The sequence below is a fragment of the Bdellovibrio bacteriovorus genome (genome assembly GCF_001592735.1).
In the GTDB taxonomy this organism is placed as follows: Bacteria; Bdellovibrionota; Bdellovibrionia; order Bdellovibrionales; family Bdellovibrionaceae; genus Bdellovibrio; species Bdellovibrio bacteriovorus_D.
The window spans coordinates 173,607-197,710 of record NZ_LUKE01000002.1 but is presented as its reverse complement, the minus strand read 5'-3'; the positions used below and the strand labels follow the sequence as shown (position 1 = coordinate 197,710).

At 46.5% G+C, this 24,104-nt stretch carries 16 protein-coding genes; 5 read left to right on the top strand and 11 right to left on the bottom strand.

Going from position 1 to position 24,104, the window contains the following annotated elements:
- Positions 1–56: 56 nt before the first annotated feature.
- Positions 57–920: a TIGR02147 family protein gene (locus tag AZI86_RS11425; RefSeq protein ID WP_061835320.1), complete on the bottom strand. Its 864-nt coding sequence runs from the start codon at positions 918–920 to the stop codon at positions 57–59.
- Positions 921–1,147: 227 nt separating this feature from the next.
- Positions 1,148–2,608 (bottom strand): methyl-accepting chemotaxis protein, encoded by a 1,461-nt coding sequence (locus tag AZI86_RS11420; RefSeq protein ID WP_061835319.1) that lies wholly within the window; start codon positions 2,606–2,608, stop codon positions 1,148–1,150.
- A gap of 279 nt (positions 2,609–2,887) precedes the next feature.
- Here AZI86_RS11420 and AZI86_RS11415 point away from each other — a divergent pair, with 279 nt between their 5' ends.
- Complete coding sequence (locus AZI86_RS11415) at positions 2,888–3,682, top strand: YrzE family protein (protein WP_061835318.1); 795 nt, start codon at positions 2,888–2,890, stop codon at positions 3,680–3,682.
- Between the two features lie 218 nt (positions 3,683–3,900).
- On the opposite strand, the gene AZI86_RS11410 is transcribed toward AZI86_RS11415, so the two are convergent.
- The 3 genes from AZI86_RS11410 to AZI86_RS11400 form a co-directional block, all read right to left on the bottom strand.
- Entirely contained in the window at positions 3,901–4,161 is a 261-nt protein-coding gene (locus tag AZI86_RS11410) for a hypothetical protein (protein WP_061835317.1), read from the bottom strand.
- Between the two features lie 125 nt (positions 4,162–4,286).
- The gene (locus AZI86_RS19325; protein WP_061835316.1) at positions 4,287–4,493 is read right to left on the bottom strand and encodes a hypothetical protein; all 207 of its coding nucleotides are present in this window, start codon (positions 4,491–4,493) and stop codon (positions 4,287–4,289) included.
- A 42-nt stretch (positions 4,494–4,535) separates the two neighbouring features.
- Positions 4,536–5,279, bottom strand: coding sequence for a cellulase family glycosylhydrolase (locus tag AZI86_RS11400; RefSeq protein ID WP_061835315.1), 744 nt, complete (start codon positions 5,277–5,279; stop codon positions 4,536–4,538).
- A gap of 191 nt (positions 5,280–5,470) precedes the next feature.
- Here AZI86_RS11400 and AZI86_RS11395 point away from each other — a divergent pair, with 191 nt between their 5' ends.
- Both AZI86_RS11395 and AZI86_RS11390 read left to right on the top strand, forming a co-directional pair.
- Positions 5,471–5,800, top strand: a complete 330-nt coding sequence (locus tag AZI86_RS11395; protein ID WP_061835314.1) for a KH domain-containing protein — start codon at positions 5,471–5,473, stop codon at positions 5,798–5,800.
- Positions 5,801–5,958: 158 nt separating this feature from the next.
- Positions 5,959–6,294 (top strand): hypothetical protein, encoded by a 336-nt coding sequence (locus AZI86_RS11390; protein ID WP_061835313.1) that lies wholly within the window; start codon positions 5,959–5,961, stop codon positions 6,292–6,294.
- A 55-nt stretch (positions 6,295–6,349) separates the two neighbouring features.
- Here the strand turns inward: AZI86_RS11390 and AZI86_RS11385 are convergent, their stop codons facing one another.
- Positions 6,350–7,183, bottom strand: a complete 834-nt coding sequence (locus AZI86_RS11385; protein WP_061835312.1) for a TIGR02147 family protein — start codon at positions 7,181–7,183, stop codon at positions 6,350–6,352.
- 249 nt (positions 7,184–7,432) lie between these two features.
- On the opposite strand from AZI86_RS11385, the gene AZI86_RS11380 reads away from it, so the two are divergent.
- Both AZI86_RS11380 and AZI86_RS11375 read left to right on the top strand, forming a co-directional pair.
- A complete protein-coding gene (locus tag AZI86_RS11380) occupies positions 7,433–7,891 on the top strand; it encodes a hypothetical protein (protein WP_061835311.1) in 459 nt (152 codons plus the stop codon).
- Positions 7,892–8,032: 141 nt separating this feature from the next.
- Positions 8,033–9,856 carry a hypothetical protein gene (locus tag AZI86_RS11375; protein WP_061835310.1) on the top strand — a complete coding sequence of 608 codons (1,824 nt, stop codon included), beginning with the start codon at positions 8,033–8,035 and terminating at the stop codon, positions 9,854–9,856.
- A gap of 82 nt (positions 9,857–9,938) precedes the next feature.
- Here AZI86_RS11375 and AZI86_RS11370 read toward each other — a convergent pair whose 3' ends face one another.
- The 5 genes from AZI86_RS11370 to AZI86_RS11350 all read right to left on the bottom strand — a co-directional run bounded on the left by AZI86_RS11370 (position 9,939) and on the right by AZI86_RS11350 (position 24,081).
- Positions 9,939–12,731 (bottom strand): hypothetical protein, encoded by a 2,793-nt coding sequence (locus tag AZI86_RS11370; RefSeq protein ID WP_061835309.1) that lies wholly within the window; start codon positions 12,729–12,731, stop codon positions 9,939–9,941.
- A gap of 14 nt (positions 12,732–12,745) precedes the next feature.
- Positions 12,746–13,309 (bottom strand): hypothetical protein, encoded by a 564-nt coding sequence (locus tag AZI86_RS11365; RefSeq protein WP_061835308.1) that lies wholly within the window; start codon positions 13,307–13,309, stop codon positions 12,746–12,748.
- Between the two features lie 154 nt (positions 13,310–13,463).
- A complete protein-coding gene (locus tag AZI86_RS11360; protein ID WP_061835307.1) occupies positions 13,464–15,392 on the bottom strand; it encodes a hypothetical protein in 1,929 nt (642 codons plus the stop codon).
- 119 nt (positions 15,393–15,511) lie between these two features.
- On the bottom strand, positions 15,512–20,368 hold the full coding sequence (locus AZI86_RS11355) for a tail fiber protein (protein ID WP_061835306.1): 4,857 nt from the start codon (positions 20,366–20,368) through the stop codon (positions 15,512–15,514).
- A 110-nt stretch (positions 20,369–20,478) separates the two neighbouring features.
- Positions 20,479–24,081 (bottom strand): tail fiber domain-containing protein, encoded by a 3,603-nt coding sequence (locus AZI86_RS11350; protein WP_081111899.1) that lies wholly within the window; start codon positions 24,079–24,081, stop codon positions 20,479–20,481.
- Positions 24,082–24,104 lie beyond the last annotated feature (23 nt).

Here is a 24,104-nt window from a genome sequence, read left to right as displayed (position 1 = left end):
CTCAAGAAGGATCATTGTGCCCCCAGAGGAGCACATTTGGCGAGCGAGATTGGAGATTAGGGGGCTTCTTTTTTATCCCGGGGTTCGGCCACTGAAAACACGTTCAAATTGACCTGGAAAAGCCGGCGAGAAGAGTAGGTATTGGACTGAAATCGGGCAGAAAGCTGAGAAATAAATTCGTCTGTCATTTGATGAAAAAGTATCATTTCTTCCGCCGATAAAGGTAATAGCAAACTTTTAAATCGGCGTAAGTCTTTGGGCTGATCAAAAGCTTCCATAGAATCCTGCAGGCTCGTTTTATGAAAATGCATTAGGGGAACACTGCCTACGGAATCTGGAACATCGAAGTTTGTTTGGTTGGGGCGCCAGTGAACCTCTGTATCAACATTAGAAGCAGTTGCTAGCTTCAAAGACTCTAATACTTGCAAGGCTGAGTTGATTTCCTCGACACTGGTACCAAGCAGTCGGGCAAAAGTGGTGTCCGTGGGGGTGATGTCCTCAAAGCTTAACATCACTAAAAGACGGGCATACAAAGGTTTAGATAAAAATTCGACCGCGTCCTTAACAGTTTTTCGTTCAGAGAAACTTTTTAGAATTTGAATGAGCTTGTTGCCGTAAAGCTGTTTTTCAGAGGCCAGGGTGCTTTGATTGTATTTTGCTAAAATGGAAAAGTAAGAAGCTTCTGCCTGGGACCAACCTTGGGCACCGTTGAATTTTTCGATAAACCCCTCGGACACTTTTTTTCGGCCGATAAGGACCATGCGCAGATAAGATCGACTTTGAAAACCCAGTTCCGTCGCCCACACGTCATAAGAAAATCCTGGTTCGGCGGATTTGCGGGCTTGATAATAGTCTTGAAGAAATTTAAGAAGGCTTAAATATCCAAATACATCCGGCAGCTTTACTTTTTCTTGAGTCATGCCAAATTATTTACGTTTATCTTTTGTTTGTTAACTCAATGCTGTGCTCCCAGCAGAGCACGGTAATAAAACTGGACTCTTTGAGAGCTTTAAGAGCTTTAGCTGCACGCGGGACGGATCTGGTGTTCTTTCCGGAATGCGCGGTTAGTGGTTACAATACCAGTCTGTGCGTGTCTTCCTGGCTAAGAGGGCCGAGGAAGACTTGTCAGCGCTTCAGTTCCGTGATTTTAAGCTGACTCTTTAAGGGGGCTTCCCGTAATGATCTGATGCAGATTCGCGACGCCCTCGCGTAAATTTTGGGCTTGAAGATCCAGTTGCTCTGACGAGCTTGCTGCTTCTGTCGCCGCAGCAGAGTTTTCCTGGGTCACATGATCAAGCTGATTTACGGCGGTGCTGATTTGGGCGATGCCGTTAGCTTGCTCTTGGCTGGCGTTAGATATTTCGCCGTTAAGATCTGTCACTTTTTTTACCGCTTGAACGATGTTCGTTAGAACTACACCGCTCTGAGATGCTTTGGCGCTCCCGGCTTCAATTTTTGCGACACTTGTATGAATGAGAGTGGAGATGTCTTTGGCTGCAACACCACTTCTTTGAGCGAGGGTACGGACGGCATCAGCGACGACGGCGAAACCTTTTCCTTGCTCGCCCGCGCGCGCGGCTTCAACGGCGGCATTCAGGGCCAGAAGATTTGTTTGAAATGCGATATCGTCAATAACGGATGTGATCTCTTCAATTTTTTTAGAGTCAGCAGCTATCTCTTGGATAGAGGCGACCAGATGTTTAATTTCTATTTCACCTTGAACAGCGATATTTTGTGTGTCCTGTGCAAGGCGAGTGGCTTCTTTGGCATTATTAGAGTTTAAAGTCACCATCGAGGTCAATTCTTCCATCGTGGCACTGGTTTCTTCGACCGAAGCGGCTTGTTGAGATGTGGCGGTTGAAAGAGTCGCCGCACTTTCTGAGATCTGTCTTGAGGCGGCCGCAACGTTTTCGGCCCCATTTTGAATTTTAGAAGCAATCTTAATAATGATTTTAGATATTTGATTGGCAAAGACGGAGCCGGCTCCCATTCCTAAGAAAGCCCCTAAAACTATAATGATTAGTGTAATCTGATTTGTGCGATTGGCGTCATTGATGGCCTCAGTGGTCCAATGATCGGCGTTGTTTTGATGGTAAGTGACCAGACCTTCAATGGCGGCCGTGTATTCATGGGCCATGGTAGGGCAGGTGGTCTTAAAGATTTCAATCATTTGCTCGTGGCTTTCTGGGGTCGCTTTCGCATAAAGTTCAAGGACCTCGCCACCCACTTTTTTAAAGTTGCTCCAGGCCTCAGTCACTCGTTTATAAAGCTCAGCCTCTTCCTTTGACATCTCTTTGGCTGCGTAGGCAGCGGCTTTGGCTTCATATTGTTCGATAGCATCTTTGGCATCCGCCACCGCGTGATCTGCATCGGTTTTAGACAATCCCGGGAGACCCAGCGTTCTTAACGTAATGCGAACGCGTCGGTAATTCAGAAACATTTCGTCTGACAGTCTGATGCTTGGCAAAGATTGTTTGGCTATTTTCACGGTGTCTTTTGAAAGCGTTTGGATACCCATGTAACCGATCACGCCCACTCCCACAACCACTAGCGTTAGAAACATACATAAGATAAGAAGTTTTGTTTTCAAACTTAGACCGACGTTCATGATTTTCCTTTGGCTGTGAAAGAAGTCCTAACCACTATTCGGTCTTGCGAAATATTTCGGGAGGCTGATTGTTAAGTTTTAATGAAGAGGTCATCGGGATTGTTTCAGGGTGAGACAAAATTTTTAAAAATAGGAATTATGTCCCTCAGTTTTAGAAGTTATGCCCCATTTCTGGGATTATTAGTACTTTCTCCCTCTGAAACACCCTGGCCTTCCTTTTGCTTTGGAGTTTATTTGGCTAATGATTAGCTTTTTAACTCTTAAAAAGGATTCACAAAAATGGTCTACGATTCTTCGACAGAACATACACATAAACATCTTGTTTGCTGGCGTTCGGCTTTAGCGGGTCTGGCGATTTCCATCATCACCTTTGCAGGCGTGCTAGCTTTGTCAATGGCGTTTGGTGGAATTGGCTTGGACGACGGAGCTTCAGCTAAAAATGCAGGCATCTTTGCGGGTGTGAGCATTATCGTAGCATTGGTGCTAGCGACCTTTGTGGGTGGTTATTACTCTTCGCGTATCTCTCGCCGTGTGGTGGATGTTGTGGGGGTGATGCAAGGTCTTTTGGTGGGGGCTTTATTTTTAATTATTGTTCTTTGCCAAACAATGTCGGGCCTTGGAACGATCGGTAAAGTTGCTGGAAGTGCTTTGGGTGCTTCTGTGGCCGTGGCAGGGGCTGGGGCAGCTGCTGCAACTCAAAGTCCGTTGGTGGAAGATATCGTCACGGATAATATGGGCGATCTTAAACTGAAGTCTGACGCCAAAGACGTTGTTCGTGGTGTGGCTTCAAGACTGATTCGCGGCGATCAAGAGAGTGCTAAAAATTATCTAGCATATCAAGCGGGCATTTCGCCACAAGAAGCAGATCAAAAAATCGCGGCGGCTAAAGCTAAAATGGATCAAGCGATGGAAGAAACTCGCAAAGCAGCGGCAACAACGCTTAAAGCCGTGGGTTGGAGTTTATTTGTCGGCATCGTGCTAGCAATGATCGGCTCTGTTTTAGGTGGAATGTTGGGTGCTGTTTGTAATAAGCGTTGCCAATTAGATTCTCCTGACTATCGCAGAAAAGTTTAAATTAAAGATTTTAATAATGAAGGAGGAGCCATGAAAGCTCTAGATGTTGTGAATAATACTAAAGGCGCTATCGGATGGATTCTTTTATGGGCACTGGGCATTCCAGTTCCGATCTTGATCATCCTATTCTTGATTCGCGGCGGAACATAGTCCGAATAGATTTAAAAAATTAACTTAGAAGAAAGCCATGCGCGGAGACTGCATGGCTTTTTTTTACTTTAACTCGCAGAGCGGCGGAAAATAAAAAGATCTGATTCTTTTAGTACCAGCGTGGGGTTGATGCCACGGGTGGGACTGCTTGATGGCTTGGCTTGGGGATAATAATCCGCGATCATCTTTAATAGATCGGCGCCGTTCGTGATGGCGGCGTTTCGTTCTAATTTAAAAAAGTAATAACGATGATCATGAGCGAAAATTTCAACGTAAATATGTCCTTTGACGGACAGGAGCTTAAGCCAAGAGTCCCAATCTACATTCATTTGACCTACTTTGGGTGGATAGGTCTATTATGCCAATACATTGGACGCAAAGACCAGTTAAACCACGAAAACTAGTCCCGGCCTTTAAGGTGGGAGCGGTGGCGCCGCCCCCTTAGCTTTTTTATTTACTTACATTCGCGATCATAACGGTTGTACAAAGCATCTAGCTTGCGATTGGCCTCTGAGATGCTTGAGTATTTTCCGGCAGAAATGTTACGGATTTGCACTTTTTGAGCTTCGATGATCTGCTTGCAAGTCTCTTTTCGTTGAAATTGGGCGCGGTCGTATTGTGCTACAAGCTCACCACAGTTCATTTTGTTATAAGGAGCCATCAAGTCGTCAAGCTCTCTAAGAATACTTCCGAGTATTTGTATTTATAAAATTTTAATTCTGTTTTTAACGGTCAGAAGAGTTTCTGGTCTGTTGGGGGCATTTTCTTCACCTGCGGGCGAAAGGCCCCCGGTGATGATGTAAGCCTCCGGGCGCACGGCGCGAATTGCGGCCGTGGCGGCATCTAAGACGGCGACGTATTCCGCAGCGCTGGGGGAACCTCCCCAATATCCTGATAAATTGGGTTCATTCCAAACTTCGTACATGATGTCGTCACCATGATAGTGCTCTGCCACAGCGGTCACATAGGCCGACCATTTTGCTAATTGCGCGGCTGTTTTTGGAGGAGCGTTCCACGCACCTGTGTGAGTAGGATGGCCATAGTCTAAGATTAGCATCAGCTTAAGGCCTTTAGCTCGCATAGGTAAAAAGGAGCGGTCTAAGTTTGAGAAATCATAAACGCCCACGCTTTTTTCAACAACGGCCCATGCGACGTCGAGACGAACCATTTGGGCTCCAATATCGTGGAGCATTTGCAGATTTTGTTCAGGGGTGATGGGAGTGGATGTATTGTTTCCGCGAAAATCTCTGGTGACAACCCCGAAACGAGGAAGTTTGGCGTAAGTGACAGAGGGGAGTTCTTCTTCTTCCGACGGAGGTGGTGTTGGTGTTAGTTCAGCGATGGATCCCTTTAAAAACGAAGAGTAACCCGAGTTACAGCCCGATAAAAATCCCAAGCCGCAGTAAATAAGGACTGAAGCTAAGAGTCCCAAAACGTGATTTTTCATAAACAGCGCTCCGTTCGATAATATTCTTCGGAATTCAATGACGACGAATAAAGATTTTCGTGATTTCTTTGGTCGGCAGCCGACCGAGCTTTACGTTTATAAAAAATAATCACTATGAAGATCAGGGCCATTTTCTTTTGTGTATTTTACGCCAACTATTCAGCAAGCTTAAAAATAAGTGAGAGGTCGTAATGAGTGAGTCCGCCGTCAAAGTCGTTCGAATTGTTAAATCGCCCAGTGTCTCCGAAGATCTGTCGAAAGTGCGCGAAGAAATTCGAGAGGCGTTAGAGCGAAGTATTGGATTGGTCATTGGTGCTTCCGAAGGATATTCTGTCGAAATCAAGTTGGGCGAAAAAACCACGCTGTACCTTGTGGATATTGCGCAACAACAACATTTTGGCCGATTGCTCGGATCTAAAGGAAAAAATATTGGCGCGCTTCGCACTCTGGTGGGGGCGATGGCCTCTGTACGGGGGTTTCGCGCGATCATCTCGATTAAGGATGAAGACAGATTTTTTTAATGAAAACTGTTTATAAGAATTAAACGTCTAAGTTTCAGACGTTAAGCTGAATTTATTTCCCTGTTACGATTGTTTTATTCCTTAGACCGAATCCTGACTCGATTTTTGAAATGGAGTTGTTTAGATTGACGCCATTCCATTAACGCAAAGGAAAAAATATGAAATTCGTCTCCGCTTTTTTAGGATTGATATTTTTAGTGAATATCGCCCAAGCTCAAGTTTCATCCCAAGATCAGATTTTAGTTCAAGAAGAAGTTATCAAAATCTACTCGCAAGGGCAGGGTGATGATCGCTTCGATATGACCCCTGATGATATCTGGGGCTATAAATATTTAAATGAGACCTCGGCGTCTTGCCCGGTTCTTGTGACAGCTTATGCCAACAAGCCAAGCTATCACGGCTCCGCACTTTATCAAGTATACGTATGCATTAAAAATCTGCCGAACGGTTCTAAATTTGCCGAACTGGTCGATGACGTTCAGATTGGTGACTAATAAAGCAAGGCCCATGAGGGCCTTGCTCCAGGGCGGGGACTACATCTGATTATGTTTATAGAGTCTCCGTCACCGGATAAATATTAAAGTTCGCTTGGAAAACTCTTTTACCCTGGCAGGTCGCGGAGTTAAAACGGGACATTTGTTCAGCAGAAAAATTATCTAAAAGCTCAAAATATTTTTTAAGTCCCTCGGTATCCATCGGTAAAAGAAGACTCTTATAACGGCGAACTTCCGTCGGAAGTTCGAAAGCCTTCATTGCTTCGGCCAGGCTTTTTTCATGAAATTTTGTGAGATTAAAGCTGCCGAAGTTGTCGGGAACTTTGAAGGTCACCACGTGAGAGAGCCAGCGATCCCCCTCATTTTTGGCAAGGCCCATGCGTTGCAAGAGTTCCAGGGCTACCAGCGTGTCGGCTATATTTATATTCAAAACTCTGGCGAAATTGGTGGCGGTAGGTTCAAAGTCTTTATAGCTAAATAAAGACAACATTCGCGGTAAAATAGGATGCGAGATAAAGTCATCGGAATCTTTGATCACTTCCGAACGTGTTTGTTTGCGGATGAGTTCAATCATTTTCTGGGCATACAGATCCCGTTCACGGGCAGAAGCGCTTTGAGAGTGCTTTACTAAGTAATGAAAATAGTCCTTCTCGGCTTTGGTTTGGAAATTATTTTGCGCGATACTTTCTGCCAGCTTTGGAGTGACTTTCTTTTTGCCAGTTACGATCATTCGCAAAAAAGATCGACTCTTAAAATTAAGCTCCGTGCTCCACGTTTGATAAGAAAACTGCTTTTGGTTTTTTTTGCGGAAGCTGTAATAAGCCTTTAAATAGGCAAGCACATCAAGATAGTCAAAGACCACAGGCACTTTTAGGGTGGATTCTTTCATGTCATAGTCCTTTTCAAAAGAATTCCAACACTAGAAAATAAAGAGGTCAAAGAGTTCTCGTGTGCAGCTCCCGCTGCACGAGGCCCCAAAAAGAGAGATTATGACGATAACTTAAACAGAATATCTCTGGCCAGAGGTTTCCTAATCAGTTTTTAGACGGACTAAGGGTTGCAATGATCGCTTCCATAGTAAAGGAAGTTTCCACCAAGGTGAGACAGACTTCATTAATCTGATAAGAATGGAGATTTTATGAAAATCCTAAATCAAACAAAATGTCTTGTGATGGCTGTCGCGATGTTAACGGCAAGCGTTGTTTTTGCTGGTCCGGGGCAGATTGGTTCCTCTGAAAACAGTATAGATGCGATCGAAAGATTAAGAGCAGAGTCAGTGAAGACCTACGTCGTTAAGCAAAGCCACATCAAGGGAAGTACGATCCAAAAAGCGCTAGAAAATATGCAAGTCACGTCTTTAGACGCCATCCAGGTTGTGCAGACAGACCAGGTCATCAATGGCCATCCCGTGGATAGCTTCGAAAGTCGTGCTTTTTTAGTGGTCATTCCTTATCTCGAAGGGCAATCAACGAACTTTGACGAAAATAACGAATATCGTTCAAATACGGCTCGTTTTTCTTCAGTTCTTCTTCAATGCGAGCTAGAAGCAAAATCTTACAGATCCCAGTCCGTTAAGATTTCTTGCCTGGCAAAATAGTCATTTAGAGGGCGTCACCGATCGCGTGGCGCCCTACCTAGGGCTTGCTAATTGTTTACCGTTTATAAACATTGAAGCGTTTTTAGCGGGTGTCCGGTTACCTGTCATTAAGGTGAGGAAGTCTCTTGCCGATACAGGGGCATGAAACAATCTCTACTTAAAATCATTTTTGTTTTTGGTACTTTGGCTCTTCAGGGCTTTACGGCGAATGCCACAGAATCTGAAGGCGGTATCTGTCTTAATTGTCTAACCTCATCCAAAAAATCGGCGATCCAAGAAATTGCAGAGTTTGGTTGTGATGCGCAGAAGATGACCCAGGAATGCCAGGCCTGGTTTAAGGAAAATCCTGACGACCTTAAATATGCCAAGGACTGCAGCAAACCAGAAGCTGAAAAGGTCACGTGGATGCAAGCTTGTAAAGAAGCGGGTATTGAAAATTGGACCGAAATTTTAGATCTTCTTACTTACAGTGCTAAAGCCATCGAGGCTTGTGATGCGGATATGGAATGTAAACGCAACCTGGCTAAAGAAGCTTTCTTTTCATGTAAAAACAAAGACGGCAGCATTCAATATCCGTGTGTCGATACTAAGCAACTGGAAGACGTTTATGCCGGGGATCTGGCAAGAAAACGCGACAAGGTTCGCGCCTTAGCACTTCAAGATAAGTCTTACCGCGAAGAAATTGAAAAAGCGGGCTATCAAATGCCAAAAAGCGATGGACGAGGCTTTGACTTTTCAGCATCAGCTTTAAAGGCCATGGCCGAAGCCAAAATGAAAGAGTTGGGCGTGAAATATGCCTGTTATAATTCGGCTGGTTATGCGCATATGGCGTGTTACGCTGTGGCGAGTATTGTCGATCCCACGATCATTGCTGCCGCACCAGGTGTGGTCATCAAAGGTAGTAAATGGGCCAGTCTTGCATTGAAAGCAAGAAAAGCAGGCGAAGTCTCTGAAGTCGCGGCAGTGACTTCTATTGGGCCTAAAAAAATTGTGACCGCTTCAGTTCCGAATCCTCAAGTCGCCGCGTGGCGACTGCGCGAGCGAGGGAAGGTGGCGGCTGCTGATAAGATTGAGCAAAAACTGATTGCCGATTTTAGCAAAGCAAAAATCATCCCTAGCAGTGCCAAAGAAGTTTCGCCCGGTGGAGCGCAGCTAGTGACTTTAGATAATGGCATGCAAGGGATTTGGAAGCCCAATATAAAAGGCCGAGCGTCTCGTGAAGTGGCAACTTATAACGTCAATAAGCACTTAGGCTTAAACCAGGTTCCGCTCACGGTAAAAAAGAAATTGGGAGATCAAGATGGATCTATTCAGTTTTTTGTTGAAAACACACGAAGTGCTCCGACTTGGGGTAACTTTAACAATCCAGACTTTTTGCTTCTTCAAGATTATCTGACTATGAACCCCGGGCGTGATGTTGATAATTTCTTTTACCATGAAGGTCGACCGATTGCCTTTGGCCATAGACTATCCTTTAGCAAGGAAAGAAGATACGAGGGCCCGAATTTCCCGGATCGCGTGAACATGATCCTAGAAAGAAAGGCCTCACTTGATAAGCAGATTGCTGAAACAAATGCGGAGATTGCAAAATCTCAAGGAGTGTTTCAAGGTTCTAAGTTAAAGAAATTGGAAGAACAACTTCGCCATTTAAAAAATGAGCAAAAATATGAAGTCGCCAACTTCGGTGGTCTGGGTCTTACAAAACACGCTGCGGAAAAGTTAGAAAAGACTTCTTTGGCCGAATGGAAAATGGTCACCAAAGATTTGACCGTTCAAGAACGTAAAGAGTTCTTAGAAAGAAAAGATAAAGCGGTGGCGGCGATCCGAAAAGCTCGTAGCGAGCTGGGTGATAGTGGTATTCCGAAAGGACCGCATCTTCCGTGGGATGAAGGACTCAATAATCATAATTTTGATGATTTGAAGCCTTATGAATATCCTGTGGAAGCACCTTTAGGATTTAAATAGATATGAAATTTTTAGTTCTCTTCTATCTTCGGAGCCCACTTGCGGGCTCCGTGTTTATATGCCTGCTCAGTACGGTCGCATCCTAAATTATTTCTTCATCAGCCGCGCGTTCCGTTAATTGTTCCTTTAACGCTTTTAATAACTGTTGAACCGCACGCGGCTGTTGAGTTTTAAGCAGCTTATCGACCTCTTGGATGGAGGCCTTCACCGCGCCATCAATATAAAATTTGGTGACGGCTTTAAGATATTCCGCCTTCGCGTTGTCATTAAGATCCGCACGGCCTAAGGTGGCTTTAAGGTGTTGCCAAAATGTTTTGTGATCCACACTGATCCAAGAAATTTCTTGCGCTGATTTAGAATCCTTTAACGATAGCTCCATAAGCAATTTTGTGCCCGCGGACGAATCTAAAGTCATTAGGACGGAGAGTTTACCAGAATCATCAGCATGTTTTAATGTTGATTTCTTTATCTGTGCGACCAGCGCTTCTTTAAGTCGGGCATCCTGGATGGAAAAAGTCTTAATCAAACCAAAAGCGGACGCATTTCCTTTTAGAGCTTGTTCGATAATTTGTGGACGAACCACGGTCATGTCGGTGACTTTAAGCATATCCTCTGGTTCTAAAACTTCGCCGCCTTTTTCAAAAGATTCCGCAAGAAGGCTTGTCAGAGCCAATAGCTCCTTCCAGTCACGGATTCTGATATATTCATTCGGACCGTTATAGTTGGAGTTTAAACTGATGGCGGTTGTTAAATTCTTAAGATTTCCGGCTCGCAGTACTGTCGACTTTTTCTTTGCTAAGGTTGATAAAAACGTGGCCAAAGTGTCGTCATTGAAACTCTCGCGACAATGATCGACAGCGAAGTTCAGAGTTTGTGCCGCAACGGCGATGTTTTTGGGGATTTCCTGAAGGGCCTTTTCTTTTAATACAGAACATCCATATTCTTTATTTTGATTCATCATGATTTGTACAAGGTTTGTTTCATAGCTCTCTTGATACTGAAGCTGATCAAACTTTTTCAAAGCCTTTTTTGCGATCTGCTGAACAATAGACGGCGAAAACTTTGAAGAAGTATTTTCGAAGTAGTATATCATGAGCCATTCCATATCTTGAGAAATTTTGGCATCTGAACTGTCTGCTGCATTTAACATGAGCTGAGCCGTATTATTAGAAATATCTGAAGACTTCGATGAATAGTCGCGCAGGACGTCAAACATCAGCGTCTGGCGATCTTTATTTTTGTTTCTGATGGCTTGAGTGTACTCGGTAAAAAGCTGCTCAAAAATGCGTTGATTGAATTTGATAAAACAAGGCGCTGAGTCCAGATAGTTTTTGTCGTTTAAAAGGGCCGGTGGGATTTCCGGTAAAGCTAAAGTCATTTTTCCCTCGACTCTGTAAGAGCATAGGTAACCTTTGGCTTTTTCAGAGATAGGGGAAGTCCCAGTTCCCACCAGAGTTTTGAAGATATCTGCCTGATCTGCTGTCGGAACCTTATAGGAGAGCATCAAGTTCAGACTGGATGCGCCCACTGGGGAATTCTGTGGCAACTCTAAATATTGTGTCATGGCTTTTCTAAAGACATCCGGGCGATACATAGAAGTGCAGGCTAAAACGTCCAAGAATTCTGGATCTTGCCAGCGCGCTGCAGGGATCATATCGGACGTCATGTCTATTTTAATCCCCAGATTTTCCGCGTACGAACACACTTGATCCTTATGTTCGATCGTATAATCTTGATTGATGTCTCCTAAAAGAAGATTTTGCAGCTTTGTTGAGTAATCTTTGGCATACACCCAGCCAAAAAATTTCATAAAGCTAAGAATTTTTAGCTGCATTCCTAGCATGGAAGTGTCTTTGGTTTTGATGATGGCCGCCAGGCGATCGCGCAAGGTGGTGTTGGCCATGACCTGCTCTAGGACTTCGAATTCCTTGTCGCGCCATTGATAATTTTGATCCGTCAGACTGATCAACCACTCATTGATGGCTGGCAGGGACTGAAAGCTTTGATCTGAATTCAGGGCCGACTTCACCCAGTGAAGTTTTTTATAAAAACCGACGTTTTCGTTATTAAGAAAACACGCAGGAATCTGTTCACGTTTCAGCTCGCTGGCACCCGCGACTTGGGTAAGGGCCGTCACTTTTAGCGCTTGGGCCAGGATATCGTTACGATCACTTGAGATTTTGTTCAAATGGGCCGGGGTGTAATATTGTTTTGGAACTTTTTTAAAGTAATTATCTAAAAGACCGCGCACATTTTTTCCCGATGGCGCGATGGAATCAAATCCATAGATGCGAGGAGCACCACGGAAAATACGTCGCATGCGCTCCCCAAAACTATTTCCTAATGGAGAATAGCGGAAAGACACAACCTGTTCGGCTTCTTCGGTGGAAAATCCATCAGCAATAAGGACACGGCGATACTCTTCAGGTGTGCGGCGATCCGCGTTTTTTCCTGCTAAAGTATTACATCCAAAAAGAAAGACTTCCTTTGGTGCCTGCAAAACGCCATCACAGCTCGTATCGCAAGATTTTTTTTCAAGTTCTTCCACGGGAAGATTTAGCCCGGAGCTGCCAAAGAAAGAGCCCCCAAAATGTCCGGAGATAAGTAAAATATCGCACTGAACCTTTTTCTTACAGGCAAGAGGAAACCAATTGGCATTCGCCTCAGTTTCATCACTGTCTTTTTCCTGTAACGTCGTCAGTTCGATAAAATCGTGGGTGGCGGGATTAAGATTTTTTTTAAAGACTTCAATTTCATCAGATGAATTGATAGTTACTGAGCACACTTGAGTTTTTTTAGCTAGCGGCGCAGCTATGGCCAGCGATGAGGCCAAAGTTGTTCCCAATAAGAATGCTAGGACCCATGATTTTTTCATCTGATTCTCCATCGCTATTTACAAGGACCTTGATAGTCTTCGTTTTGGATGTGTAAACCATAGTTATCTCGAAACCAGGTTTGCACTTGAACCGCTTGATCTTCTAAATATTCACCGTCTTCGTGAGACGCGTTGAAGTCTTTGCTTTGGACAAAATGGACCAGCTCATGCACCAAAGAATCCACCGGGGTGCGTGAATTTTTGTAAGAAGCTTTATTATTATTTAAATACAAAGTGTTCGTATTAGCGTTGTAAACATTGACAAACTTTTCGGGGCGAAAGCCCCACCATTGTTCAATGGCGGCCTGAAATTCTTCCAATGAAGTTGAGCTTGAAAATTTTAACTCGGGCAAAGCTGAAGCCTTGGTGCTATTCATTTTTGATCGCACAATGCTCAGTAAGCAGCTGGAATTTGCTCTTAAGTTTTGTTCATTCCAATAGGTGAGCGACTCTGCAGAAGCAGAGCTGAGGAGACTTGAAGCTAGAGGGGAATAAAGTGATGTCTCATTTTGAGACGCCGCAGCCATGGTAGAAGTCACCATCATGGATACTAAAATAATCGCTAAAACATTTTTCACTAGCTTCTCCCTTTTTCGATTAGCATTGCAGGGATGATGCCAGAGAAAATTTCGTTAAAGTGAATTCCTTAGGGATTTAGCGGGATAAACGGAGGGGCTTTCTGTCGAACTCGGTACGTCATGACAGGAATTGCCGAATGTTTATAGCCTATAATCATGGTTGATGCCCATGCCAAAAAGGATTGATCCCCATCTGGGCAATGAGATACCACGCGGTGGCTCCGACGTGGGCTCGGTTGTAATAGCCGTTTCCAAAAGAAGTCGAAAAGTGCGTGCTCTGGGTGGCGACGATGGCTCCATCGACTCTGCGGACGGATTTTAAGACATTCGAAATGCGTTGGGCTTCTGAAGCTTTCGCGACCAGAATATTGGCTGAAAGCATTTGCGCGGTGCCCTCATACCAATCGTGTCCAAGACTGTTGCCATCGTCAAAAGAGTAAGCTCCCGAGGATGTTTTCATTTTCGTATCAGCGCAGTTAAGAGCCTGATAGTAATTACTGTCTTTAAGGGCCAAAACCGACCAGGCCTGCACATCCAGAGCATAGGCCGCGGTATTGGTGGTCACGCCATCTGTCCCAGTTCCGGGCCAAAAACATCCCGACGAAGCATTCCACATAGAAAGAATAAACGTTTTGGCTTTTGCCGCATCGGTGCAATAAGTGTTTACTCCCGTTATTGAACACAATCGTTGGAAGGCGGCATAAATATCTAAGTTGTGTTCCACCGATTTCCAATCATCGGTTGTTTGTGCGCCGTCAAAACCTGCATAGCCCCCTTTAAATCCGCCGGCCCCTCGAGAGTCCGTCATTTCATTGTGAATCCAATCAGCCATGCTTCTTGCGGCGGTGAGATAATTACTCGCACCGGCTTGGTTTTTTCCGTAATTTTCGTAATAGGATAAAATTCCTAACAACGCCCAGGCCACGTTTCCGGTCGCAGTTCCGTAACTGTATGAATCTGAATTCACCAATCCGGTTCCTGAATCGTAAATCAAAGGCATTTGCACTGCTTGACTGACTCCCGTATTTTCCCAGCCGGGGGCCATTTTTAAATCCCCGGCGGTATAGGCATTGCGAACGCGTCCATCCGTGAAAGTGGGATCTTTACTTAAGGCATATAAAAAAGAATCGGCGATCTTTTTTGCGCGCACATATTCTTCGGCTCCGACAAAAGCAATTAATGCTAAGGCGTTGTCATATGAATACGCCGATTGTCGCCAGTATCCGTCGGGATTGGTGTAAGCGGGGGATTCGTAACTTTGTAAAAAGCCAAGGCTTTGGGAATTGGTGATGCCGTTAAATTTAATTTCATCGACGTAAAAAACACCATTGGTGGAATTTAAATCTGCGGAACTTGTGACAGCACCAAAGCCGCGCAAAACATAAGAAAGGTTCGCTGCACTAAGATCCATCGTATATTGGGTCCATGTCGTGGTCAGCGTGATGAAGCCACTGCCGTCAGCCCCGATCACATGAACTTCGGGATTTGAGTCGGGATTGGCCTCAACGCTATAGCCGGCACCCAGCGCATAAAATTTTACTTTTTCACCGCCACTTTGTCCCTTGGCCCAAAAAGTTAAAGACGTCGCACCCGTTAAATTCCACCCGGCGTTAGCAATGGTGCCGTAGTTGATTTGGGGACTTCCGGCTCCGTTAGGAAAAGCTCCGTTAAGCAAATCCCATCCCGCATAACCGCCATCACCAATGGCCCCCGTCGCAGAATAGGTGAATTTGATGCAAGAATCGCCAGTGTAGCTTTGCGTTGAAGTGCAGGACTTATCGTCATAGCTAATACTTCCGCCATTGCCATTATAGGTGGCGCCAAGATTGAAATGATTTGCGGGGGACAGAGAATCTTTAAAAACGTAAAACGAAGACGTCGAGCTGGTGTATTGATCTTGAATGGTTTTTAAGTAATTCAATGAAAGAGTGTCGATTTCAGGAACAAACGTGGAAGGGGTTGGTGAGGTGGTGTTGCCGCCGGATGAAGAGGAGGAGGTATTAAGAAGTTCAAAACTGCTGCAGCCTGAGCAGCCGTTGAGAAGCGGAAGTAATAATACTAAGCATGCCAGTCTTAGTTTCATAAAAAAACCTTTCCAAAAGTTCCAAAGGATCTTATCGGGACGTTTTTCGCATGCTTAAGAGTTTACAAATAATATACGAATGTATGGGAGTCTGATCTTATGGGACTCTTAGGGTTGAACTATTTGCCAAGGGCTTTTTCGATTTTTTCTAGACGCGCTTTAAGCTCTGCGATTTCTTTGTCTTTGTCGCGGTTGCTTTGTTCTAAAGATTCGATCACGGATTGCACTTCGCGATTAAATTTTCTAGATTCTTGCGCTTGTCGTAAAAGTGGCGAAATCAATTGAGTGTAATCGACAGACTTTGTTTTCATTTCATCATCGGCCGTGGATACGATTTCAGGCCATACGCTTTCAACTTCTTGAGCGATAAGACCAAACTTAGTACCATGTCCATTTTTTGGATCTTTCCAAGTGTAAGTCACTGGGTTCAAGTATTCTAAGCGATCTAAATATTCGTCTTTTAGCGGTGTGATATTTTCTTTAAGTCGGCGATCCGATCTTTGCGTAAGGCCTGAATAATAAATAGAAGCTACCGACATATCCCAGAAATAGGCCGTGCAGTCCCAGCCGCCGACACAGTCCGTGGCTGACGAGGCTGTTTTAATTCTTCCGTTCACCTCGAGGGCTTGGCTTGGGTTGGTCATGCCGATGCCGACTTTTCCGCCATTTCCTTGCAGAGTTAAAGGGTTGCCAGCGAGAGCAGTTAAGTTCAGAACGCCTGAGTTTCCGTGCAATCCCCCAAGCATAGTTCCGGAACGACTGACCGCGTACGCCCAAACACCATCCGTGATATTTGAATCAAAACGTCCTTGCGGACTTCCAGTTCCCACACCGAAATTTCCTGAGGTGTTTAAGATGGCGTGCTGAGTTCCGTTAGCCCAGAAGGTCGTTGCTTGCCCCGGGCCCGCAAAAACATGGGCATTGCCGTTTGGATCAATACCGAAAGTGCTTTTGTAAGTGCCACGATCGACTTGCACGTAACTCCAGTTGCCGGCCGTATTCGGAGTCGAGAAATAAGCAAGCGGTCCGTTCACCGCTGAGGCGGTGGCCAGAGTCAAAGGAGCCGTCGGAGAGGATGTCCCGATACCCACTTTGCCTGCATTGTAATAAGCATCGTTACCGGATTGCAGCCACTGAGCCGCTGGGCCTTTAGCGATATTATGAGTTCGCCCTTCGCTGGTAAGGGTAGAAATGCTTTTGTTGTTACAAGCAGAATAACCCGTGAAGGAGGTCGTATCCACGAAAGCACCGTTGCTCGAATTAAAGCGGATGTAGTGAGCGCCTCCGCCAGCGGCCTTGGTATACCATACTCGGGTGGCTGCAGATTCTTTCGTGTCTATGTGAAGAATTGAATATTCGCTGCCGTCATTACAATAAATCACATCCGGCCAGTTGCTGACAAAGGTGTTATTAACCCCAATCGTCGAGGCCGCCGTCGTTTGCAATGTTCCATCCGGAAATCTAATACCATCCGTGCCGGGTGTTCCGCCGATCTCAAGTTTTGCAGATGGGGAGGTTGTGCCAATCCCAACATTGCCATTAGCGGCAATACGCATGCGCTCGCCATTATTGGTTCCAAACAAGACCGGTAAATTTTCTTGATTCCAAAGCCACATATTTCCTGTGGCATCAATACCCACCACGGAACCATCGGACAAAGTAGCCCCCGTGCTCGAGTTTGTGTAAGCCGTTAATGACGACGCCGCCGTTGATTTATGCAGTTGCATAAGCTGGACGGGACTTGTCGTGCCCACGCCCACGTTGCCCGTAGAACGATACGCATTTCCGCTAGTGCTGCTCCACAGACCGTCGGTCACCGCAGCGGGGAGGCGAGCTACATCCAAAGTTCCTGCGGTGATGGCAGACGCATCTAAAGACCCAATGTTTTGGCAAGTGAATGAATCCGTCAGCGACGACCAAGCGACAGTTTGGTTTGCGGCACAAGAAGCCACGTTAAAGGCGGAGCCGCCGACAGAATTTTTGATATCACTAAATAAAATATCTTGGCCGGACCAAGTGGTGCCATTGGATTTTAAAAATTTACCACTCGTACCCGCAGAAGGCAGCCCTGTGATGGTGTTTGTTGAAATGGCGGTGACGCGACCTTTGGTATCAACTGTGATTGACGGAATAGCCGTCGCACTTCCATAAGCACCTGCGGTAAGACCACTTACTGTTTCAAGTTTGCTTTGAGTGACGGCGCCATCTGCAAGTTGGGTCGTGCCCACACCCCCATTGGCAATTGCAATAGTTCCCGTGGCCGTGATAGGTCCGCCGGTTAAGCCTGTGCCGGTTGCAATATTTGTGACCGTGCCACTGCCGCCACCGGATGGCCAAGAGTTGATACAAGATCCGGCGATGCAATACTCTGTGGCATTCACTTTACCCGCAACATCTAGAGCTTGAGAGGGAGTGGTCGTGCCAATCCCGATACCTGTTCCGGCATCAAATAAAATGCTGTTGCCAAGTCCTGTGGTGCTAGTCCACTTCGGAATGTAATTTGTGGTTCCGGTTCCCGTACTTGCCACCGTGCTTGAAGTATTTGTGGCGGTGCTAACACAATAGATCAGCGAGATATTACGGGGACGCGCGCCTCTCATCACCAGAAGATTGTTGGTGGCAACAGTAGCTCCTTGGGTTGATAACGCGGTGGCCGCACGGGCCGCAATTGTAATCGAAGTTCCGGGAATGGTGTACGGTGCGCTCACACGTCCACCACCACCATCCCAGCTGGCATTGCTGCCGAAAGCATCGTCAGAAAATTCAGGCTGAATGCCGTTCCCAGCATTATTAGCGTCACGTTGGATAAAGTAACTTCCGACTTGCCATGAACCAAATGTGCGACCACTGTCGACACCACGTCCATGATCCCAACCACGAATAAATTCGCCGCGCAGATCGGGCAGTTGGAACGTGGTGGATCCATCACCGGCACCAAAAGTCGTTCCGACTGCAGAAAACAAAGCCGAGTACGTCGTGCGAGACACAGTCGCGCCGTTGGCTTCAAGCCATCCCGCAGGGCAGGTGTTCACTGAAAAAGCACTCACTAAACCCGCAGGCGCGCCACTGAGTGAGGTCCAATTTGTTCCGTTACACAGCTGCAGAGTTCCCGAAGCGTACTGCAAAGCGCCGGCGTTAGTGCTATTACAAACTGCACCGGTGGAGCTTAATTGCACTTCACCATTAACACTTAATTTTAAGGCCGGCGACGAGGTGCCGATTCCCACGTTGCCCGTGGAACGATAGACGTTTCCGGTGGAAGCTCCCCACATCCCGTCGGTCACAGCCGATGGAAGACGGGCGATATCTAAAGTTCCCGCGGTGATGGCTGAAGCATCTAAGGACCCAATGTTTTGGCAAGTGAATGAATCCGTGAGTGAAGACCAAGCGACAGTTTGGTTCGCAGCACAAGAACCCACATTAAAGGCTGACCCACCGACAGAATTTTTGATATCACTAAATAAAATATTTTGCCCTGACCACGTCGTGCCGTTTGATTTTAAGAATGTCCCGCTCACACCACTGGCCGCGGGTAAACCTGTGATCGAATTTGTAGAAATAGCCGTCACGCGACCCTTGGCATCAACGGTAATTGAAGGAACAGCCGTCGCACTGCCATAAGCACCTGCAGTAAGTCCCGTCACGGTTTCAAGTTTGTTTTGAGTGACCGCACCATCGGCGATCTGAGTTGTGCCGACACCGCCATTGGCAATTGAGATGGTTCCGGTGGCCGTGATCGGTCCGCCGGTTAAGCCCGTGCCAGTCGCGATATTTGTGACCGTACCACCTCCGCCCGAAGGCCAAGAACTAATACAAGATCCGGCAATACAAAACTCGGTGGCGTTCACTTTACCGACGACATCTAATTCTTGTGACGGAGTGTTTGTTCCGACACCGACTCGGCCCGTGGTGCGATAGACATTGGTACCATCGCCGTTCCATGCGCCATTGGTGAGAGAGGAGGGAAGACGGGCGACATTGAGCGTTCCGGATGAAATAGCCGAAGCATCTAATGACCCGATACTCTGACACGTAAATGAGTCTGTCAAAGAAGCCCAAGCGACAGTTTGATTCGCTCCGCAAGCAGCCACATTGAAAGCCGATGTCCCGGAGGAATTTTTAATATCGCTAAATAAAATATCCTGGCCTGACCACGCAGTGCCATTTGATTTTAGAAATTTTCCGCTAACACCACTGGCCACAGGCAAGCCTGTGACTGTGTTTGTGGAAATTGCGGTGATACGTCCTTTGGTATCAACAGTGATCACCGGAACCGTGGATGAGTTACCATAACTTCCCGCGGTGAGGCCCGAGACGGTTTCAAGTTTGTTTGGGGTGACTGCACCGTCAGCAAGTTGAGTTCCGCCGTCTAGCGCGCATGTTAAAACGCCGGAGGTTGTTGAAGTTAAAACGTAACCGGTGCCGCAAACAGGAATCGCACTTTTTAAAACAAAATCCGTTTCCGTTTTCGTTCCCAAGCGTTTGGACGTAGCGGCTTTGGCGGCGTAAGAAGAAAATGGAACCGAACGAATGATATTATCCGGCGAAATAGATTTCCATCCTCCGCCGTCATGGAATTGCACTCTTAAAAGGCGGCCATCGGTATTAATGGGATTGTAAGTCGCGCCACCTTCACAGTTCAAAGTTCCTGAGTTTTCAAAAGCGTCAATCAAAGTAAAAAGAGGATCGGCCGGAAAAAGTTTAGTGCCAGCGCCAATCGGTGTGTCAAAGATCCCTTTGGAGTTGGTCATATCAACGCCATTTTTTTGTTCGCGATAAAGGATGCAAGATCCATCGGGACTGGTGATACGAAATTCAAAGGATACGTTGTTATATTGAAGGGGAGCGCCGTCAGATTTTAAAATGCGACCTTGATAAGAAAATGTCGGTGGAGAAGCTGAAGCCCTCTGAGGACCTAGCAAAGAGAGCAATGCCGAAAGGACGAAAAAATAGAACGAAAACCCAGAACATTCCATGCTTTACTTATCGGCTTACTTTGAGAAAGTTTTAGCAAATTTGACGTAAAGTAAAGATGATTCGTTTATCTCGCATAAACGAAAAAAATCTTTAGGCTGCGAATGAAAACCTATTTTGATTTGAGCATTTCTTCGATCTTATCCAGTCGAATTTTCAGTTCCGCGTTCTGTTTTTCAAGCTCCAGATTTTTAGCTTTAAGGGCGTCTATTTCGCTCTGGTCAGCCTTAGAAGCGATTTGTCGCTCTAAAGTCACCTGATGGTCTTTAATGCCGACGACCTGTTTGTAGAGCGTTTTAATAGACTCAATCAAAGGAGCAATGAAATGTGAATAGTTGACCGATTTCATACCTTCTTTGTCGGTTTCAACGAGCTCTGGATATTCTTTCTCAATATCTTGGGCGATAACCCCAATTTGTTTCCGAGACCCGTGTGTCTCATTGTCTTTCCAAAAATAGCTGACCCCTTGAAGATTTAGAATTTTATCTAAATCATTTGTCAGCGGTTGAATGTCACGCTTCAAACGAACGTCTGAAGAATCCGTGATTCCATACGCACGCATGTTGCCAATGACATCGAGTTTATAGCCCGGAGAAATAGTGCCCACGCCGATATTCCCCGCACTGTTCATATACATATATGTCGAGTTCGCGGCACTGCTTTGAAAGGCGATATTGTCACCGCGAACAAAAGCGGTGTTGGAACTTGCGGCGAACGCGGACCAGTTGCCAATCTGAATTCCTTGCCCGGTATCTAGAGTGATGGATCCACCGGTAACATGTAACTTAGAGAGGGGACTTGCCGTCCCGATGCCGACGTTACCGCTCGGATTAATCATAAACCGCGTTACACCGGTAGAGCCTTGCCAGAAGTATAAATCTTTGGTTCCGTTGCCTTGGAGGTCTTGGCCTATGTTCCAATCATCCAGCAAGATCGAAGAGCGTCGTGATGTGGAATGTGTGCTGGGCATGATGGAAATTCCTGAGGTGAACTGAGCTGAGCCCGTAGCCACCGTTAACGGAGAGGGGGCTGTTGTCGTGCCAATACCAACATTCCCGTTGTCCTTGATGGTCATCGCTTGCGCGGTGGAATCTCCACCATTAATCCAAAATTGAAGCTCCCCTTTAAGCGGATTGGGATCGGCTTGAACGACCGTGCCGCGAATAAAGGCTTGAAGATTATTGACCGTGGGCCCACCAATTCCCGTGCCAAAATAAAGCGTCGAGCTTGAATTCACGGCTTCGGACGGATTTCTTAAAAGAAACTTTCCGCCTGTGCCGCCAGAAACATCGTCCGACACTTCCAGTTTCACTTGAGGAGTTGTCGTGCCAATACCGAGATTTCCGGTGGAAGAAAGTCTCATGCGCTCCGCTTCGGTGCCCGCGGCGGTGGTTAGAAATCTTAAAGAGCCATTCACTGCCGTCGAAAATGTCGTCTCGGCACTTCCTGAGATGCGGCTGCCATAGGCGTGGGTGGTCCCATCGTATCCCCGGAAGGCGACAACGCCTAAATCATCTCCGGCCTGAACCGCGTTGCGAGTGGTTGTTGTTCCGCGAGCGCGCACAAGGTTAATTTGAGGAACGGCCGTTTCGGAATTAGTGCCTTCGAAAAATAGATCGTCGCCGTAATCAGTTCCGTCGCCAATAATATGCAGACGACGGGTGGGGGCAGAGATGCCAATACCCACGTTGCCGCTGGTGCGATAGACGTTGCCACTAGAACCACTCCAGATGCCGTCAGTCACGGAAGATGGTAAGCGAGCGATGTCTAAAGTTCCGGCGGTGATGGTTGAAGCGTTCAACAACCCGATATTTTGGCAAGTGAATGAATCCGTCAGTGAAGACCAAGCGACGGTTTGGTTGGCGGCACACGTGGCCACGTTAAACGCCGAACCACCGACAGAATTTTTGATATCACTAAATAAAATGTCTTGTCCGGACCAGATAGTTCCATTTGATTTTAAAAATTTCCCGCTGACACCACTGGCGGTCGGCAAACCGGTGATCGCGTTAGTGGAAATCGCCGTCACGCGTCCTTTGGCATCCACCGTGATGGCCGGTACAGCTGTGGCACTGCCGTAACTTCCCGCGGAGAGCCCGGACACGGTTTCAAGTTTTGCCGAAGTCACAGCACCATCCGCCAGTTGAGTGGTGCCAACGCCGCCGTCCGCAATGGAAATCGTCCCCGAGGTCGTGATATTTCCGCCATTAAGACCTGTGCCCGCAGTCACGGAAGTCACTGTTCCGCTTGAAGAGCCCGTACCAAGTGTCACCCAAGTCGAAGCGTTACAAAATTGGATCGAACTAGAAGAATAGCGAAGAGCGCCGGCTAAAGAGGCTGAACAAGTTTCCCCGCCGTTACCGACGATCACCGATCCTGCGACATGAAGCTTGGCACTGGGAGTGGTCGTGCCGATGCCGACACTTCCTGCGGTGGTGACCGTTAAAATATCCCCGAAACCCGGGCCGATATTAGACGAATCGGCCGCGATTTTAAATTTACCGCCATCGCTGACATCCACACCCGTCGTCCAAATATGACTGGCATCATCGGGCTGGTAGCGGATAAAAGTATCACCACCAGAACTTGCCGTTTTAAGAAATAAAACGCTGTGGGCGGTGGCTCCTGTGGCATCATTGGCAAAAGTCGCGCTTAAAGGTGTGTTGCCAATGTTTTGGTGGACGTCAAGGGTCTCAGTGGGGGAGTTGGTTCCGATACCTACCAAACCCGTTGCGCGATAAATATTCGTGCCGTTCCCACTCCAAAGATTATTACTAATAGAATTAGGCAGCGTACTGCTAGCCACCCAATTTGTACCATCAAATTTTAAAAATTGGCCGGTCGTGGGTGCCGTTGAAAAGTCTATTCCGACATTCTGAATTTTTGCCACCGAGGGATTTGGATAAGTTCCTGAAAGATCCCCACCGGCTGTCGCGCCACTTTGCAAGGCATTCACGATGCGTGTGTCATTGCCTGCGGCTAAAGTTCCTGCGGACGTCCCGATGCTTGCAGAGATCGAGTAAGCCCCGGCCCCTAAGTCGACAGCAGAAAGAGGTGGCACGCCCGTGATCGAGTTCACGGTACTCAACGAGCCGCCCGTATCCAAAGTACAAGTTAATACTCCCGCCGATGTGGAAGTTAAGACATAACCTGTGCCGCAAGTAGGGATGCCGGTTTTTAAAACGAAATCAGTTTCAGCCTTGGTGCCCAGTAAGGTGGCCGATACCGCTTTGGCGGAATAAGCGGCATAGGGGACCGTGCGAATGATGTTGTCCGGTGAAATGGATTTCCAACCAGAACCATCATGAAATTTGACGCGAAGAAGTCGCCCGTCGGTATTAACAGGCGAGTACGTCGTGCCACCTTCACAGTTTAAGGTCCCGCTATTCTCAAAAGATTTTTGTAAATTAAAACTGGGATCGGTCGGGTATAAAACAGTGCCATCCCCAATCGGGGTGTCGAACACTCCTTTGGAGTTAGTCATATCCAAACCATTTTTTTGTTCGCGATAAATTACGCACGAGCCGCTAGGATTCGTGATTCTAAATTCAAAAGAGACGCTAGAGTGTTCAAGAGGAATACCGTCGGATCTCACGATACGACCTTGATATGTTAAAGTCCCCGGCGTGGCGAAGGCATGTGACACGTTTAGAACAAAAATAAGAGTGATCAGAAGACGTCCCATCAAAGAACTTATCGGTATTTTTTGAGTCATAATACAGGGGCGTTGTCGATATA

Excerpts from the sequence above, each read along its gene's own strand:
- AZI86_RS11425 (WP_061835320.1), bottom strand. The coding sequence starts at position 920 with ATGACTCAAGAAAAAGTAAAGCTGCCGGATGTATTTGGATATTTAAGC.
- AZI86_RS11420 (WP_061835319.1), bottom strand. The coding sequence starts at position 2,608 with ATGAACGTCGGTCTAAGTTTGAAAACAAAACTTCTTATCTTATGTATG.
- AZI86_RS11415 (WP_061835318.1), top strand. The coding sequence starts at position 2,888 with ATGGTCTACGATTCTTCGACAGAACATACACATAAACATCTTGTTTGC.
- AZI86_RS11410 (WP_061835317.1), bottom strand. The coding sequence starts at position 4,161 with ATGAATGTAGATTGGGACTCTTGGCTTAAGCTCCTGTCCGTCAAAGGA.
- AZI86_RS19325 (WP_061835316.1), bottom strand. The coding sequence starts at position 4,493 with ATGGCTCCTTATAACAAAATGAACTGTGGTGAGCTTGTAGCACAATAC.
- AZI86_RS11400 (WP_061835315.1), bottom strand. The coding sequence starts at position 5,279 with ATGAAAAATCACGTTTTGGGACTCTTAGCTTCAGTCCTTATTTACTGC.
- AZI86_RS11395 (WP_061835314.1), top strand. The coding sequence starts at position 5,471 with ATGAGTGAGTCCGCCGTCAAAGTCGTTCGAATTGTTAAATCGCCCAGT.
- AZI86_RS11390 (WP_061835313.1), top strand. The coding sequence starts at position 5,959 with ATGAAATTCGTCTCCGCTTTTTTAGGATTGATATTTTTAGTGAATATC.
- AZI86_RS11385 (WP_061835312.1), bottom strand. The coding sequence starts at position 7,183 with ATGAAAGAATCCACCCTAAAAGTGCCTGTGGTCTTTGACTATCTTGAT.
- AZI86_RS11380 (WP_061835311.1), top strand. The coding sequence starts at position 7,433 with ATGAAAATCCTAAATCAAACAAAATGTCTTGTGATGGCTGTCGCGATG.
- AZI86_RS11375 (WP_061835310.1), top strand. The coding sequence starts at position 8,033 with ATGAAACAATCTCTACTTAAAATCATTTTTGTTTTTGGTACTTTGGCT.
- AZI86_RS11370 (WP_061835309.1), bottom strand. The coding sequence starts at position 12,731 with ATGAAAAAATCATGGGTCCTAGCATTCTTATTGGGAACAACTTTGGCC.
- AZI86_RS11360 (WP_061835307.1), bottom strand. The coding sequence starts at position 15,392 with ATGAAACTAAGACTGGCATGCTTAGTATTATTACTTCCGCTTCTCAAC.
- AZI86_RS11355 (WP_061835306.1), bottom strand. The coding sequence starts at position 20,368 with ATGGAATGTTCTGGGTTTTCGTTCTATTTTTTCGTCCTTTCGGCATTG.
- AZI86_RS11350 (WP_081111899.1), bottom strand. The coding sequence starts at position 24,081 with ATGACTCAAAAAATACCGATAAGTTCTTTGATGGGACGTCTTCTGATC.